Origin of the sequence: Geothrix sp., from assembly GCF_049292215.1 — a bacterium.
In the GTDB taxonomy this organism is placed as follows: domain Bacteria; phylum Acidobacteriota; class Holophagae; order Holophagales; family Holophagaceae; genus Geothrix.
In genome coordinates, this window is record NZ_JBATQW010000087.1 from 1 (window position 1) to 14,418 (window position 14,418).

Genomic DNA, 14,418 nt, shown 5'->3' on the forward strand with positions numbered 1-14,418 from the left:
CCCGCCAGTGGCGTCATGCGGACCACCTCAGCCTCGGCGCCCCAACGCGCCCAGCCGGCCTCGGCGCAGAGCGCGGCCTGGAAGGGCTCCAGGGCCCTCGCCTCGGTGGCTTCAGTCAGGCGCTGCATCTCCCGGCAGGCCGTGACAGGAGGTTCCAGACCGGTCCGGGCCTCGGCACCCAGCACCTCGGTGCCACGGGTCTTCGGCTGGAAGGGCTCCGCCGTGACTTCCACCACCTTGAGCCCCGCGAAGGCCTGCCGCAGCGTCTCCGCCGCGTCCGCCATCGCCTCCTTCACGCGGCCGAACATCAGGATTCCTTCACGACCAGACTCTGCAACGCAGCCGTGACGCGCTCCAGGGGCTCGGCCAGGTCCATGTGGTAGCCCGCCTCCAGCAGCTTACCCACCGCCTGCTCCTGGGCCGCGGGCTCCACCGCAGCGGCGAACATCACGCGCAGCGGGGCGGCCCCCTCGGCCAGCTGGATGAGCAGCTCCCGAGGTCCGGCCCGGAAGGTATCGCCCACCTTCGAGAGCGGGGATTCCTGGCTCTTCTGCACCGCCAGGACGGGGTATTTCAAGTCACCGGTCCAGCCTCCGGCCAGCTCCGTGGCGCTGAGGATGAAGAGGTCGGGCGGCGTCTTCAGCTCCTTCAGCAGCGTCTTCTGGATGACCTCCTCTTTGAGGTGGGGCTCCAGCGACTTGCCGTAGAGGATGCTCTGCAGCCGCGTCGGCGTGATGGGCTCGGTGTAACGAAAGTCCAGTGGGATTCCGGAGGTGTCCGTGACCAGGAGACCGCCGAGGTAGCTCGCGCCCTCCTTGACGGCCATGAAGTATGCGAGCTTGATGGGATCTGCCATGAAGACACCTCTGCCGGGAAGGCTACATCCCCATCGGCGGAACCGGGCCTTGCCTTTTGTCCCGCTCCTGGTACATTGGTTATTCCACTCGTTGGGGAGTGGTCTAATGGTAGGACAACGGTTTCTGGTACCGTCAGGTGAGGGTTCAAATCCTTCCTCCCCAACCATTCACAACTTGTTCAGTGGTCCCATCGTATAGCGGTTAGTACACCGCCCTCTCACGGCGGGAACAGGGGTTCGATTCCCCTTGGGACTACCAGCAAAGAGCCTAGAGAAATCTAGGCTCTTCGTGTTTTTAAGGGGAAATATCCACCCTCGAACAGCCAACCGTCACGAAGCAGAGGCGGGGCGAGCTCGTTCAGGCCAGAGGCAGGATCAGCTCCGGTCCATCGTTCCGGATGTTCCCGACGGCCTTTCCCACCGGGTGGGCGAGCATCTGCTCGGCGGGGAAGGGAACCAGCAGAGGCTGGACCTCACGGACCTGGGCGGCCGGGTCCAGCCAGAGGCCCCAGGCTTCCTTCGGCAGGATCACCGGCATGCGGTTGTGGATGCCGGCCATCACCTGGTTGGGTTCCGTGGTGATGATGCAGGCGCTGACCATCACCTCACCGTTGGGCCCCTGCCAGTCCTCCATGAGACCTGCGAAGGCGAAGAGGTCTCCCTCGGCCGGGTGGATGTAGAAGGGCTGTTTCTCCCTGCCCTCGACTTTCCACTCATAGAACCCGGAGGCCGGGATGATGCACCGCTTCCGCTTGAAGGCCGTGCGGAAGGATGGCTTTTCGGTCAGGGTCTCGGCCCTGGCGTTGATCGGCTTCGAGAAGGCGTTGGGATCCTTGACCCAGCCGGGGATGAGGCCCCAGAACGCCACATCCGGCACGCGCTCGCCCTTCTCCGGCCGCACGATGACGATGTACTGACCGGGAGCGATGTTGTGGCCACGGACGATGTCGAAGCCGAAGGGGACCATGCCGAAGGCTTCCGCCAGATCCTTGGCATTGAAGGTGAAGGTGTAACGACCGCACATGAGATCAGGGTAGCCCGTGGCTGCTCTCACTTCCGCTGGAAGTGGGCTGTGAGGCAGAGACTGGAGGCTCCACCTGCATGCCTAGCGCCAGGCCACCCTGGATCACCCGTTCCCGCTGTGAGAGGGCGGGATCAGGAAGCCAGTTCCACCAGTTCTCGCACCGCTTCCCAGCCCTTCGGCGTCAGCACGTAGGTTCGGCAGAGGCCCCGGCTCAGCAGTCCGCCCTCCTCCAGCTTCTGGAGGGACTCCTCGGCCGGCACAGCCTGCGTCTCCCCCTTGGCCAACAGCGTGATCACGCCCTCCTCGTCGAGGTCGAAGGCGAGGCGCCCCTCGGCATCCCGGGATGCCAGGTGGAGCACGCAACGGTCATGGGATGTCAGCTGCACAGAAACCTCTGCTTCCATCTGGTCATCCGACGGATCGGTTCACAAGTTAATTGATGTTAAGAAGCGGCTTGAAAAGGCCACCAATGGGTCGTTTCTGCCCTCCTGCCGCTGCCGGGTTCGCGTCCAGGCCCGGCCTGTGTTTGGATGGGACATGCGCATGCGTTGGCTCTGGATCCTTCCCCTGGCGGTGGCCGCGACCATCGTCTGGCTGAGCGGCCAGTCCCACTATCCAGGCGGCATCCACCTGCCTCCGCCCCTGGACAAGGTGGTCCATGCCAGCGTGTTCGGGTTTCTTGCCTGGGCCGTGGACCTGGCTCTCCGCCACAACCGGCCTGACCTGCCCATGTATCGGAGGCACCTGCTGGTCTTCGGGATGGTGGCGTTGTTCGGGGCCGCCGACGAGTGGCACCAGTCCTTCGTGCCCGGCCGGGCCTGTGAGTTCGGTGACTGGGTGGCTGATGCCCTGGGGGGCGGTCTCGGGCTGCTGGCCGGGAGCGTCCACATGCTGTTCACCCGCCGCCTGGCGGCTCTGTCATGGTGGCGCGGCACGACCCGGCGTTCTGATCCGACTCGGGACCTGATCCTGGTGGCCGATCCCCACTGGGCGGCGGAGCTCACGGGTCTCGAAGCTGCCACCGCGCGCTTCCCGGAGGCCGACTGGCTGTTCCTCGGCGATGTGTTCGATGTGTGGGTCGGGATGCCCGGCATGGAGACCGCGGCCCAGGGAGCCTTTCTCCACTGGGTTCGGGACCGTCGGACCGCGGGCCGCTGGGTGGGCCTCTGGCTAGGCAACCGCGAGTACTTCCTGGAGCGGCATGCTAACGGCTTTGACCTCATGGGCGAGGGCATCGGCGGCAGGCTCGAGGGCGAGGCCCTTGCCTGGGAACACGGCGACCTCATCAACACCGCCGACCGCCAATACCGGCTCTGGAACCTGGTCTCCCGCTCCGGCCCCCTCTGGCTGCTGTTCCGCTGGATGCCGGGAAGCACCGCCCACCGGGTCTCCGCCTGGATGGAGCGGAAGCTCCGCACCACCAACAGCACGTACAAGCTGGCCTTCCCGAGGGAGGCCTTCCGCCTCGCCGCCAAGGCACATCCAGGCACGACCTTCCTCACAGGCCACTTCCACACCCACGAAGTCGAAGCCAATGGCATCGCCCTGCCCTGGGCCCACGAGGGGCGGTTCATGGTGTGGCGCAGCGGAAAGGTGGATCCGCTCTAGAGGTCCAGCAGGTCGGCCACTTCTCGGCGCAGCTCGGGAATACCGAGGCCCTTCGCGGCGCTCACCCAGGCGATGTCTGCGGCCTGCAGGCCCAAGTCCGCAGCCACATCCTTGCGCTGCTTGAGGGCCTTGCTCGGCTTCACCTGGTCGCTCTTGGTGGCCACGATGCGGTGGGGCAGGTTCTCGAGCCGAAGCCACTCGATCATGGCGTGATCCAGCTTCGTGGGGCCCACCTCCGCGTCCACCAGCACGAAGACCATGCGCAGGGTCGGACGGCCCGTGAGGTAGCCCTCCACCATGGCCTGCCAAGTGGCCCGCTCGGCGGCTGGGCCCTTGGCGAAGCCGTAGCCCGGCAGGTCCACGATCCAGCGGTCGGGTCCCGTGAGGAACACGTTGATGAGCCGGGTGCGGCCGGGCGTCTTAGAGACGCGCGCCAGCTGATTCTGGTTGGCCAGGGCGTTCAGCAGCGAGGACTTCCCCACGTTGCTGCGCCCCACGAAGGCCACTTCCGCGTGGCAGATGCCCAGCTTCCGGGCATCGGCGGCGGAGGTGACGAAACGGGCATCGGTGAGGGGCTGGGCCATGGGATTCCAATCTGCTGCCTTCAGCCTACCGCCAACGGCTCCTCACACGGTCACGAGGCTCGTGGGCGCGGGCTGGTCGAAGGCTATGCGGCCGTGGTCCAGGCCGATGACGCGCTTGCGCATGCGCTGGATGAGGCTGCGGTCGTGGGTGGCCACAATGACCGTGGTGCCCTGACCGTTGATGCGCTCGAAGAGGGCCATGATCTCGTGGGCGAGGTCGGGATCCAGGTTGCCCGTGGGCTCGTCGGCCAGCAGCACAAGGGGATCATTGACCAGAGCCCGGGCGATGGCCACGCGCTGCTGCTCGCCGCCGGAGAGCTGCAGGGGATAGCTGCTGAGCTTGTGCTGGAGTCCCACCATCTTCAGGGCGCGGAAGGTGCGCTGCTTCTGCTCGGCGGCGCTGACGCCCAGCACCTTCAGCACGAAGGAGACATTCTCAAAGATGGTGCGGCTCCGGATGAGCTTGAAGTCCTGGAAGACCACGCCCAGCTTGCGGCGCAGGAGGGGGATCTCATTCTCGACCATGGAAGCGAGCCGGTGCCCCGCCATCTGGATCTCGCCGCTGCTGGGGACCTGCTCGCGGAAGAGCAGCTTCAGCAGGGTGGACTTCCCCGCGCCGCTGGGCCCCGTGAGGAACACGAACTCCCCGGAGTCGATGCTGAAGCTCACATCCGCCAGGGCGGTATGGATGCGGTCGTACTGCTTGCCGACATGGGTGAGCGTGATCATGGCAAGGACCATTAAACCGCAGATGGCGCTGATGGCCGCAGATTGGATGGATCCCACCCAGGTCATCGACGTCCCGGGCGCATGAATTGTGGTTCCGGGTCGCCCAGGGTGAAATGGGTCATGTCCAATCCGACGGCCATCTTCCTCATCTCCTGCCCGGACCAGAAGGGCATCGTGGCCCGCCTGGCCGGGTTCCTGTACCAGCACGGCGGCAACATCGTCGATTCGGACCACCACTCGGACCTTCAAGCTGGCCGCTTCCTGGGCCGCATCGAAGTGGAGGTCGCGGGGTTGGACCTGGACCGCGCGGGGCTCCGGGCGAGCCTCGCGGCCATCGCCGACCCCATGGGCGGGCACTGGGAGCTTCACTTCTCGGACGTCGTGCCCCGCATCGCCCTCTGGTGCAGCCGACAGGAACACTGCCTCCTGGACCTGCTCTGGCGGCACCAGGCGGGCGAGTTGGGGGCCGAGATCGCCTTTGTGCTCAGCAACCATCCCACGCTGGGTCGCCATGTGGAGCCCCTGGGCATCCCCTTCCATGTGGTGCCGATCACCCGAGAGACCAAGGCCGAGGCCGAGGCGCAGGAGCTGGCCCTGCTCCGTGCCGAGCGGGTGGACCTGGTGATCCTCGCCAAGTACATGCAGGTGCTCAGCCCTGACTTTCTGGGCGCCTTCCCGTCGGTCATCAACATCCACCACAGCTTCCTGCCCGCCTTCGCCGGGGCCCAGCCCTACCACCAGGCCCATGCCCGGGGCGTGAAGCTCATCGGCGCCACGGCCCACTACGTCACGCCGGATCTCGACTCGGGGCCGATCATCGACCAGGACGTGGTCCGCGTGAGCCACCGCGACACCGTCGAGGATCTGGTGCGCAAGGGCAAGGACATGGAGCGCCTCGCCCTCTCCCGGGCCGTGCGGCTGCACCTCCAGCACCGGGTGCTCACCTACGGGAACAAGACGGTGGTGTTTGAGTAGCGGTTAGAGCCGTTCCACCAGCATCGCCACGCCCTGCCCGCCGCCCACACACAGAGCCGCGAGGCCGAGCTTTTTGTTCTCATCCTGGAGCAGATGCAGGAGGGTCACCAGGATGCGGGTGCCGCTGGCGCCGATGGGGTGGCCGATGGCGATGGCGCCGCCACGAAGGTTCACCTTGGCGGGATCGAGGTCCGGCAGCTCCGCCAGCACGCCGAGGCTCTGGGCGGCGAAGGCCTCGTTCAGCTCGAAGAGGTCGATGTCCTGAAGCCTCACGCCGGTCTTGGCCAGCAGCTTCTGGATGGCGGGCACGGGGCCGAGGCCCATGGTGGCGGGGTCCACACCGGCCTGCGCGAAGCCGAGGATGCGGGCGATGGGTTTGCGTACCTTGGCTGCGGCCTCGGAGGCCAACACCAGAGCCGCGGCGCCATCGTTGATGCCGCTGGCGTTGCCCGCGGTCACCGTGCCGTCCTTCTTGAAGGCCGGGCGCAGCTTGGCCAGACCCTCGGCCGTGGCGTCGGTTTTGATGTACTCGTCCCGGTTGAAGACCGTGTCGCCCTTCTTCCCGGCCAGGGTCACGGCGAAGACCTCGCGGTCGAAAGCGCCGGCCGCCTGGGCGGCCGCGGCCTTCAACTGGCTGGCAAGGGCGAAGGCATCCTGGGCCTCGCGGGTGAGCCCGTGCTTGGCGGCGACGTTCTCCGCGGTGATGCCCATGTGGGTATCCCCGTGGCCGCACCAGAGGCCGTCCTGGATCATGCTGTCGATGAGCTTGGCATCGCCCATCCGGGCGCCCCAGCGGGCGGATGGTAGCAAGTAGGGGGCGTTGGACATGCTCTCGGTGCCGCCGGCCACCACCAGGTCGGCATCGCCTATGGCGATGGACTGGGCGCCCAGCGAGATGGCCTTGAGGCCCGAGCCGCAGACCTGGTTAGGCGTGTGGGCGGGGGTGGCAAAGGACAGCCCCGCCTTCAGGGCCGCGAGACGGGCGACGTTCTGGCCGCTCCCGGCCTGCAGCACGTTGCCCAGCACCACGTCGCCCACCTGTTCGGCGGCAACCTCTGCCCGGGCCAGGGCCTCGGTGATGGCGAGGGCACCCAACTGGACCGCAGATAGCGGCTTGAGGGCCCCCCCGAAGGTTCCGACGGCCGTGCGGGTGGCGGAGAGGATGTACGTGGACATGGGGCACTCCTAGGAAGTTCCAGGGTATCGTGACTAAACCTTCCCACCCCAGGCTCGTGAACAGCCTACCCAGGCCCGCCCTGGATCTTTCTCCCACGGGAGCCACCATGACCGTCCTTCGCCGCTGGATTCCCCTTCTGCTCATCGGGACCGCCCTGCTGGCCCAGGCGCCTCCCCCGCCGCCGCCGCCGCCCGCCCCTCCGGAGCCACCGGCCCCAGTGATCGGCGTGGACTTCCCCACCGACTCCCGCACGGAGCAGCGAACCGAGAAGCTGGCCATGGGCTCGAAGCTCTGGGTGAAGAACCGGAACGGTGGCATCCGGGTCATCGGCTGGGACAAGGACGAGGTCGCCCTCACCGCCAAGATCCGGGACAGCGCCAAGCGGAGGGTGGACCTGATCCTCCAGCGGAAGGGCGCCGACCTCGACATCGAGGCCATCTTCCAGCAGCCCTCCTGGAGCTTCGGTGTCTACAAGAGTCCCCGCTGCGAGATGACCCTCATGGTCCCCCGCAAGCTGCAGGGGCACTTCCGGACCACCAACGGCACCGTATCGGCCGAGAATTTGGAAGGCTACGCCCGCTGCGAAGCCACCAATGGCAGCATCGTCGTCACCCACATCCGGGGCGAGGTCCATGTGGACACCACCAACGGCCCCATCGAGGCCCGGGGCCTCTCGGCCCGACTGAAGGGCAGCACCACCAACGGCCGGATTATCCTCGAGGATGTGGACGGTGGCATCCGCCTCGAGACCACCAACGGCAGCATCCGCGCCCACAACCTCGATGGCTGGGGCGAGGGCATCCACCTGGAATCCACCAACGGCAGCATCGAGGTGGAGCTGGGCAAGGCCACGGGGGACTTGCACGCCGAGAACAGCAACGGCTCGCTGGAGGTCAAGGTCACCGGCGCCCAGGTGATCGAGCAGACCAAGCACAGCGCCCACGTGAAGGTGCCCGGCCGCGCCCAGACGATCCGCCTCGAGACCACCAACGGCAGCATCCGGGTCAAGTAGGACGGTGAGGTAGTACTCTGGGAACCATGCGCCTGCTGGTTGCCGTCCTCCTCTCGCTTCTTGCCCTCCAGGCCCAGACGCCCCGCCTGACCGACGTGCAGGAGCGGCGCCTGGCCAATGGGGTCCGCCTGCTGCTGGTGGAGCGGAGGGGCATGTCCGCCCTCCACGCCACCCTGGTCTTCCGGGAGGGCTGGGCCGAGGAATCCGCGACAACCGCGGGGGCCATGAACCTGCTGGCCCGCACCCTCTACGGGACCACCTGGCCCGAGGACCTGGATGCTCCGAAAGCCGCGTCCGGCCTGGAGGCCCTGCTCAAGCAGGAGGAGGGGCTCCTGGAAGCCCTTCGCCTCGAGCGGCTCCGCCTGCGGCAGGATCCTGCGAACTCGTCGGCCCTGCCTGCCCTGGAGAGCCACCTCGGCGCGGTCCAGACCCGCCTGCGGGCGCTGTTCTCGCCTTCTCCGCTGGCCGACCTCTATGCTGCCCGGGGCGGCCGCCAGACGGCCGAGGCCACCGCCGACGCCCTGCTCGCCCACACAGAACTGCCCCAGGAGGCCTTCGAGTTCTGGTGCCACACCGAGGCCCAGCGCCTCCGCTCTATCCAGCTCAGCCGGTTCTCGCAGGTCCGCGCCACCCTCACCACCGAGCTCCGCGCCCAGGGCGCCCAGGGCCTGGCCCTGCTGCGCGGCGCGGCCCTGCCCGGCCATCCCTACGGTCGCGATCTGACGGACCACCTGCCCTCCCTGGAGGCCCTGCGCTGGTCGGACCTGCGCACCCACGCCAGGCGCGCCCTGCGGCCGGACCGCCTGCTGGTGATCATCATCGGCGGGTTGAGCCTGGACGGCGCCCTCCCCGCGCTGGAGCGCCACCTGGGCAACCTGCCTGCGCCTCCCGAGGGTGAGGACGCGCTGCTGCCGGAGATCCCCGCCGACCTCGGGGACCGGCGTGTACAGGCCGCCCTGGGCGGCTCGCCCAACCTATTGTCCGCCTGGCGCATTCCGGCCCGTCGGCATCCGGATCACCTGCCCCTGCGCCTGGCCGCGCAGCTGCTGGGAGGTGGCCGCACCGCCCGCCTCGAAAGCCGCCTGATGCGGCAGAAGGCCCTGGTCCAGCAGGTGGACGTCCGCATGGATTTGCCGGGCGGCAGGCTTCCGGGCCTGCTGATGGTCGGCTTGAGACCCGCCGATGGCCACAGCCTGGCGGAGGTGGAGGGCGCCCTGCACAGCGAGATCCTCCGCCTCCACCAGGATCCGATCCCCCCTGACGAATGGCTGCGGGCCGTCGCCCAGTTGGAGGCGGACCACGTCCGGATGCTCGACGAGCCGGCCGCCCTGGCCCGCGCCCTCGGCCGGGCCTGGGCGGAGGGTGGAGACTGGCGGCTTATGGAATCGGAGGCCCAGCGCCTCCGCACCCTGACGCCCGAGTCCGTCCAGGCTGCCGCCCGCGGGTGGCTGAAGCCGAGCCACCGGACCACCGTGCTGCTGGAGCCCACCCCTGGCGGCCCCCTCAACCCGCTCGAAACGGAGATGAGCCGGGTCCTCCACTCCCTGGCAGCCCTTCGCATCCAGGACCCGGCCCAGCGGGAGCGGCTCGTGTCCGAAGGGCTCCGGCAGCTTCGCATGCTGAATCCCGAAGAGCGCCAGCGCACCCTGAAGCTGCTCGAAGCCCAGCTCACGCCGGAGAAACCATGAGGCGGTTCCTCCTAGCCGGATTCGCCTCCTCGTGCGCCCTTCTGGCGCAGCCGGGCCCTCAGCGATTCACCCTGCCCAACGGTCTGCGGGTGATCCACCTGGAGGACCATGAGCATCCCGTAGTCCGGGTGCGGCTCCACCTGGACCTCGCACCGGGTGACACTCCTGCCGATCACCAGGGACTGGCCCTGCTGGCGATGCGGATGTTCCTCCACTCGGACGCCGCCGATCTGAAGGCGGAGGCATTCGACCGCCTGCTCGCGGATTCGGGGATCCTGCTCCATGCCACCAGCGCACCCACTGCCGTGGAGTGGCGGCTGGCAGCCCGCAGCAGGGACCAGGACCGGGCCCTGGGACTGCTGGCGGACCGGCTCCTCCGGACAGTCTTCGACCCCATGGTTCTGGAGACCCAGCGGCTGGCCTGCTGGCGTCAGGTGGAGCGGCTGGATGCACCGCCCTTTGGACGACTGGAAGCCGCCCTCCTCCAGGATCCCGGCACGCTGCCGAGCATCGCCAGCCTGGGGGCCATCACCCTGGACGACCTGCTCATGTTCCGGGCGAAGGTGTTCCGGCCGGACCGGGCACTGCTCATGATCCATGGCGATGTGGGGCTGGAGCAGGCCAAGCGGCTGGTGCTGCTGAGCCTGGGGACCTGGACCGCCCAGGAACCGCCCCCGTCGGCTGTTCCCACGAACACGCCCCCCTCCCGACCCCAGGGACCTCAACCCGAGCCTCCGCGCATCGTTGCGCCCGGAGCGGGGCTCCGCCTCCAGGCCGTCCTGCCCCGGCCGACCGGCCTCGCGCCGGAGCCAGCGAGTCTGATCTCCCTGCTGGTCACGGGAGCATCCGTCTGCTTTCCTGCCTCACTCGCCTGGCGGGCGGAAGGCCTGCTGGCCACCCTCGATGCCGGGCCGGAGATGACCGGGGTCGCGGCCTGGTCCACCCTCCAGGACCGCCTCGAGTCCCTTCGCCAACGGGGGTTCACAGCTGCAGACCTGGAGCGGGCCCGGACCGCCTGGGCGGCGGGCCGCAGCCTGGCTTCCCTGGATGCGGAAGCCCAGCTGGACGAGGTCCTGGCCCAGGCCGCGAATCGGGGTGCCACGGTGGACCGCATGAATGCCCTGACCCTGGATCAGCTGAATGCTGCCCTCCGGGCCTGGCTGGAGCCCGGGCGGGCTCGCTTCGGGGCCGCAGGGAACAGCGAGCGGCTGGCGTCCCTGCCTAAACCTGGATTCCAAACCGTGAAGCCAGATCCAGGTAACGGGCCCGGACCCCTTCAATGACCTCGCCGGGAAGGTGGGGAGCCGGGGGCTGCTTGTCCCAATCCACCAGGGTCTCGAGGTAGTCCCGAAGGAACTGCTTGTCGAGGCTCGGCGGGTTCTTCCCCGGGGCCCAGCGATCCGCCAGCCAGTAGCGGCTGCTGTCCGGGGTGAGGGCCTCGTCGATCAGGATCAGTTCCCCCGCCTCGCTGAGCCCGAACTCGAACTTCGTGTCCGCGAGCAGGATGCCCCGCTGGGCGGCCAACTCCGCCCCGCGCCGGTAGAGGGCCAGGCTCAGGTCCCGCAGCTTGCCTGCCAGCCCCTGCCCCACGATGTCGGCCATGCGGTCGAAGGAGATGTTTTCGTCATGGCCTTCCTCGGCCTTGGTGGACGGCGTGAAGATGGGCTCGGGCAGCCGGTCCGCGAGCTTCAACCCTGCGGGGAGCGGCACGCCACAGACCATCCCATTGGCCTGGTATTCCTTCCAACCGCTGCCCGCGAGGTAGCCGCGCACCACGCACTCGATCGGCAGGGGGCGGGTCTTCTCCACCACCACGGCCCGGCCAGCCAGGGCGTCGCGGTAGGGGACCACCGCCTCAGGCCAGGTCTGGTTGCCGCGGAAGTGGTTGGGCACGAGGTCCTCGGTCGCCGCCATCCAGTAGGACGCCACCGCGGTGAGGATCCGCCCCTTGTCGGGGATGCCCTCAGGCATCACGCAGTCGAAGGCGCTGATGCGATCGGAGGCCACGATGAGCAGCTGCTTCCCCAGGTCATAGACGTCCCGCACCTTGCCCCGGCGGAAGACCGGAAACGGGAGATCGGTGCTGAGCAGGATGGACATGGGACACTCCGAAAATCGGAAAAGGTCCATCATCGCAGATCAGCCCAGGGGGGTCGCACCCTGGAGGTTGGACAGCGGACGCGGCCCTGGGCTTGAACGCTATCCAAGCTCCGGGAGCCGCCTCGGCGTAGGCGCCGACCAGTTCAATCCGCCGGGCAGCAGGGCATAGCGGTTCATCACCCCCACCCAGCGGGCCAGCTCGGATTCGCGCACCGAGCCATCCGAGCCGGCCAGGGGCAGGCCCAGGAACTGGAGGTAGTCCTGGACCTCGGCACCCGAGACACCCAGGAGGGCGGGAAGGCCTTCCAGGTCATAGCTGCGATCTCCCGCTGGGGCACTCATGAGCCGGTAGTCGAAGGTCTCCCTCAGAACCGAGGCCGTGGCACCGGGGTCCAGTTCCTGGGCGGCATCCAGGTGGGGAAAGGGATTCCCCCCCATGAGGGCCAGCGCCTGGGCCATGCCGAGGTGGGCCAGCAGGTGGACGGGATGGACCTTGAGCACCGCCTCGAAGGCGGCCCTGGCCTCCTGGACCCGCCCCAGCCGGACCAGGGCCTCGCCCTGCCGCAGCCTGGCCTCCACCCGCCCTGGCTCCGCCTTTAGCCACCGCTCGGCCACCGCCGCCATCTCCTCGGCCATGCCCTGGGACCGGAAGAACCCCGTCAGGTAGGCGAGCGAGGTCACATCCCGCGGTGCGAGGAGGAGCAGGCGGTCCAGGATCTCCGCAGCCCTGAGGGTCTGCCCTTCCTGGTCCAGCCGGTGGGCCCAGTCGCGCAGGATCTCCACCTGGCGGGGCACCGGATGGTTGGGGGTGGACCGGGCCGATTCTGCAGGGTGGAGCAGCTGGGTGCGAACCCACAGGTAGCGCAGGGCATTGCGCCCGTCGGGCCCCGCCAGTTCCTCCTCGATGGCGTGGATGATCGTCTTCAGGCCATGCTCCCAGAGCGGCGGCAGGGGCATCTGGACATGGGTGCGCAGCTCCCGGGTCAGGGGGTCCAGGTGGTTCCCGGCCCTTCCCAGGTGCAAGCGGAGCCTCAATAGCTCCAGCCCAGGTTCGGGCCCCGGCTGGAAGGCCACACGCAAGGCCAGCTCCCCGGTGTCGGGATCGAAGTCATCCAGGATCAGGAATCGCAGGTGGGCCCGCATAAAGGTGAGATTAACAAAGATCTAGATCCAAAGGAGGTTGACCGGCCCCGAACCAGGACTGATCATGCAGTATTCAGATGATCGGGGGATGCCATGCGAAGGAGGCTGTTGCTCGTGTCTTTGCTGGCCGTCCTGCCGGTTGCGGCAGGGGAAGTGGGTCTGCTGATCGATAAGCAGGCCGGAAAGGCTCAGACGGCCAGCGGCTACAGCACCCAGAAGTACGATGCCGTCAGCCCGACGGGCCTCGGTATCCGGGGTGGCTTCGACATCCTGGACTTGAAGATTGCCGCCCTGCAGTTGAACGCTACTTGGCACAACAAGACCAAGGGTGACCTGACCTACGGCGGCACCAACTTCGGAGAACTCGAGAATCAGTACTGGGCTGCGGGCGCCATGGTGAACTGGAAGCTCCTGGTCAATGTGGGCGCCGGCGTGGAGTACCGCTCGGAGAAGCTGACCTTCCGTCCCTCCACGGGCGCCAGCACCGACAGCACCCTCGGCCGCCCCTGGGCCCGGGTCAACGTTGGCTTCAGCATTCCCACACCAATCGTGAGCCCGTTCTTCCTCCTCGAAGTGGCGGCACCCCTCTCCAAGAAGGACTCCACGACCACGGCCAAGGATCTGACGGATGCTCTTGCTCCCCAGGTGCAGATCGGCATCTACGGCGGCATCCGGTTCTGAGGCGGGCCGGTCCCATTGAAAGGGGCGCCCCAGGGCGCCCCTTTTTCGTATCATAAGGGCACTTTCACCGAGGGATGATGGAACTCCGGATCCTGGGCTGCAGCGGCGGGGAGGCTGATGGCGAGCGCCTGACGGGTCTGCTTGTGAACGGCTGCGTGGCCATCGATGCCGGTTCCATCACCGCGGCCCTGACCGTGGAGGAGCAGGTCAAGATCCAGCATGTGTTCCTCAGCCACTCGCACCTGGATCACATCTGCACCCTGCCCTTCTTCACCAAGAACATCTTCGGTCGCACCCATGAGGCGGTGGAGATCCACGCCCTGCCCGAGACCTTGGACGTGCTGAGGCGGCACCTCTTCAACGATGAGCTTTGGCCCGACTTCAGCGTGATCCCGAGCCCGAACGATCCCACCATCCGCTACCTGGAACTCGAACCGGAATACAGCTACGACGTCTGCGGGTTGCGCATCACGCCAATCCGCGTGAATCACCTGGTGCCCTGCGTGGGCTACAAGGTTGACGACGGCAAGGACGCTTTCATCTTCACCAGCGACACCGCGGAGACCGAGCGGATCTGGACGTTCGCCAACGCCACGCCGAACCTGCGGCTCGTCATCACCGAAGCCAGCTTCCCCAATGAGCAGGCCAGCCTGGCGGAAGCCTCCAAGCACCTCACGCCCGCGAAGCTGGGCGCCGAGCTGAAGAAGCTGCAGCGCAACGTGCCGGTGAGGATCTACCACCTGACCCCCGGAGACAAGGCCACCATGCTGCCGCAGCTCCAGGCCCTCGGAGATCCCAGAGTGAGCCTGCTCGGCCAGGACGAGCGCATCTCCTGGTAGGG

At 67.7% G+C, this 14,418-nt stretch carries 16 protein-coding genes and 2 tRNA genes; 9 read left to right on the plus strand and 9 right to left on the minus strand.

Going from position 1 to position 14,418, the window contains the following annotated elements:
• Both WAS25_RS14470 and WAS25_RS14475 read right to left on the minus strand, forming a co-directional pair.
• On the minus strand, nucleotides 1-308 hold a 308-nt coding region (locus WAS25_RS14470), incomplete at its 3' end, for a hypothetical protein (RefSeq protein ID WP_422313342.1).
• Nucleotides 308-856, minus strand: a complete 549-nt coding sequence (locus WAS25_RS14475) for a hypothetical protein (RefSeq protein ID WP_422313344.1) — start codon at nucleotides 854-856, stop codon at nucleotides 308-310. The genes WAS25_RS14470 and WAS25_RS14475, both read right to left, overlap by 1 nt.
• 92 nt (nucleotides 857-948) lie before the next feature.
• On the opposite strand from WAS25_RS14475, the gene WAS25_RS14480 reads away from it, so the two are divergent.
• Nucleotides 949-1,023: transfer RNA gene (locus WAS25_RS14480), tRNA-Gln, on the plus strand.
• Between the two features lie 17 nt (nucleotides 1,024-1,040).
• Nucleotides 1,041-1,115, plus strand: a tRNA-Glu gene (locus WAS25_RS14485).
• Nucleotides 1,116-1,214: 99 nt separating this feature from the next.
• On the opposite strand, the gene WAS25_RS14490 is transcribed toward WAS25_RS14485, so the two are convergent.
• Both WAS25_RS14490 and WAS25_RS14495 read right to left on the minus strand, forming a co-directional pair.
• Nucleotides 1,215-1,910, minus strand: coding sequence for an SOS response-associated peptidase (locus tag WAS25_RS14490; RefSeq protein WP_422313346.1), 696 nt, complete (start codon nucleotides 1,908-1,910; stop codon nucleotides 1,215-1,217).
• A 101-nt stretch (nucleotides 1,911-2,011) separates the two neighbouring features.
• Complete coding sequence (locus WAS25_RS14495) at nucleotides 2,012-2,284, minus strand: hypothetical protein (RefSeq protein ID WP_422313348.1); 273 nt, start codon at nucleotides 2,282-2,284, stop codon at nucleotides 2,012-2,014.
• Between the two features lie 133 nt (nucleotides 2,285-2,417).
• Here WAS25_RS14495 and WAS25_RS14500 point away from each other — a divergent pair, with 133 nt between their 5' ends.
• Complete coding sequence (locus WAS25_RS14500; RefSeq protein ID WP_422313350.1) at nucleotides 2,418-3,488, plus strand: VanZ family protein; 1,071 nt, start codon at nucleotides 2,418-2,420, stop codon at nucleotides 3,486-3,488.
• Here WAS25_RS14500 and yihA read toward each other — a convergent pair.
• On the minus strand, nucleotides 3,485-4,072 hold the full coding sequence (gene yihA, locus WAS25_RS14505) for a ribosome biogenesis GTP-binding protein YihA/YsxC (RefSeq protein ID WP_422313352.1): 588 nt from the start codon (nucleotides 4,070-4,072) through the stop codon (nucleotides 3,485-3,487). The two genes, WAS25_RS14500 and yihA, sit on opposite strands and share 4 nt — an antisense overlap.
• A 42-nt stretch (nucleotides 4,073-4,114) precedes the next feature.
• On the minus strand, nucleotides 4,115-4,801 hold the full coding sequence (ftsE, locus tag WAS25_RS14510; RefSeq protein WP_422313354.1) for a cell division ATP-binding protein FtsE: 687 nt from the start codon (nucleotides 4,799-4,801) through the stop codon (nucleotides 4,115-4,117).
• Nucleotides 4,802-4,921: 120 nt separating this feature from the next.
• Between ftsE and purU the strand changes: the two genes are divergently transcribed.
• A complete protein-coding gene (purU, locus tag WAS25_RS14515; protein ID WP_422313356.1) occupies nucleotides 4,922-5,776 on the plus strand; it encodes a formyltetrahydrofolate deformylase in 855 nt (284 codons plus the stop codon).
• A 3-nt stretch (nucleotides 5,777-5,779) separates the two neighbouring features.
• On the opposite strand, the gene WAS25_RS14520 is transcribed toward purU, so the two are convergent.
• A complete protein-coding gene (locus WAS25_RS14520) occupies nucleotides 5,780-6,952 on the minus strand; it encodes an acetyl-CoA C-acetyltransferase (protein ID WP_422313358.1) in 1,173 nt (390 codons plus the stop codon).
• 107 nt (nucleotides 6,953-7,059) lie between these two features.
• Between WAS25_RS14520 and WAS25_RS14525 the strand changes: the two genes are divergently transcribed.
• From WAS25_RS14525 to WAS25_RS14535, 3 genes are read left to right on the plus strand one after another with little or no spacing between them, the layout of a single operon-like run.
• Nucleotides 7,060-7,965 (plus strand): DUF4097 family beta strand repeat-containing protein, encoded by a 906-nt coding sequence (locus tag WAS25_RS14525; protein WP_422313360.1) that lies wholly within the window; start codon nucleotides 7,060-7,062, stop codon nucleotides 7,963-7,965.
• A 26-nt stretch (nucleotides 7,966-7,991) separates the two neighbouring features.
• Nucleotides 7,992-9,653 carry a M16 family metallopeptidase gene (locus WAS25_RS14530; protein ID WP_422313362.1) on the plus strand — a complete coding sequence of 554 codons (1,662 nt, stop codon included), beginning with the start codon at nucleotides 7,992-7,994 and terminating at the stop codon, nucleotides 9,651-9,653.
• Nucleotides 9,650-10,936: a M16 family metallopeptidase gene (locus WAS25_RS14535; RefSeq protein WP_422313364.1), complete on the plus strand. Its 1,287-nt coding sequence runs from the start codon at nucleotides 9,650-9,652 to the stop codon at nucleotides 10,934-10,936. The genes WAS25_RS14530 and WAS25_RS14535 overlap by 4 nt, the downstream gene beginning before the upstream one ends.
• Here WAS25_RS14535 and WAS25_RS14540 read toward each other — a convergent pair.
• Nucleotides 10,875-11,753: a phosphoribosylaminoimidazolesuccinocarboxamide synthase gene (locus tag WAS25_RS14540; protein WP_422313365.1), complete on the minus strand. Its 879-nt coding sequence runs from the start codon at nucleotides 11,751-11,753 to the stop codon at nucleotides 10,875-10,877. The genes WAS25_RS14535 and WAS25_RS14540 overlap by 62 nt on opposite strands.
• A 99-nt stretch (nucleotides 11,754-11,852) precedes the next feature.
• Entirely contained in the window at nucleotides 11,853-12,896 is a 1,044-nt protein-coding gene (locus WAS25_RS14545; RefSeq protein ID WP_422313366.1) for a tetratricopeptide repeat protein, read from the minus strand.
• A gap of 108 nt (nucleotides 12,897-13,004) precedes the next feature.
• Here WAS25_RS14545 and WAS25_RS14550 point away from each other — a divergent pair, with 108 nt between their 5' ends.
• Nucleotides 13,005-13,577, plus strand: a complete 573-nt coding sequence (locus tag WAS25_RS14550) for a hypothetical protein (RefSeq protein WP_422313368.1) — start codon at nucleotides 13,005-13,007, stop codon at nucleotides 13,575-13,577.
• A 77-nt stretch (nucleotides 13,578-13,654) separates the two neighbouring features.
• On the plus strand, nucleotides 13,655-14,416 hold the full coding sequence (locus WAS25_RS14555) for an MBL fold metallo-hydrolase (RefSeq protein WP_422313370.1): 762 nt from the start codon (nucleotides 13,655-13,657) through the stop codon (nucleotides 14,414-14,416).
• The last annotated feature ends 2 nt before the right edge of the window (nucleotides 14,417-14,418 follow it).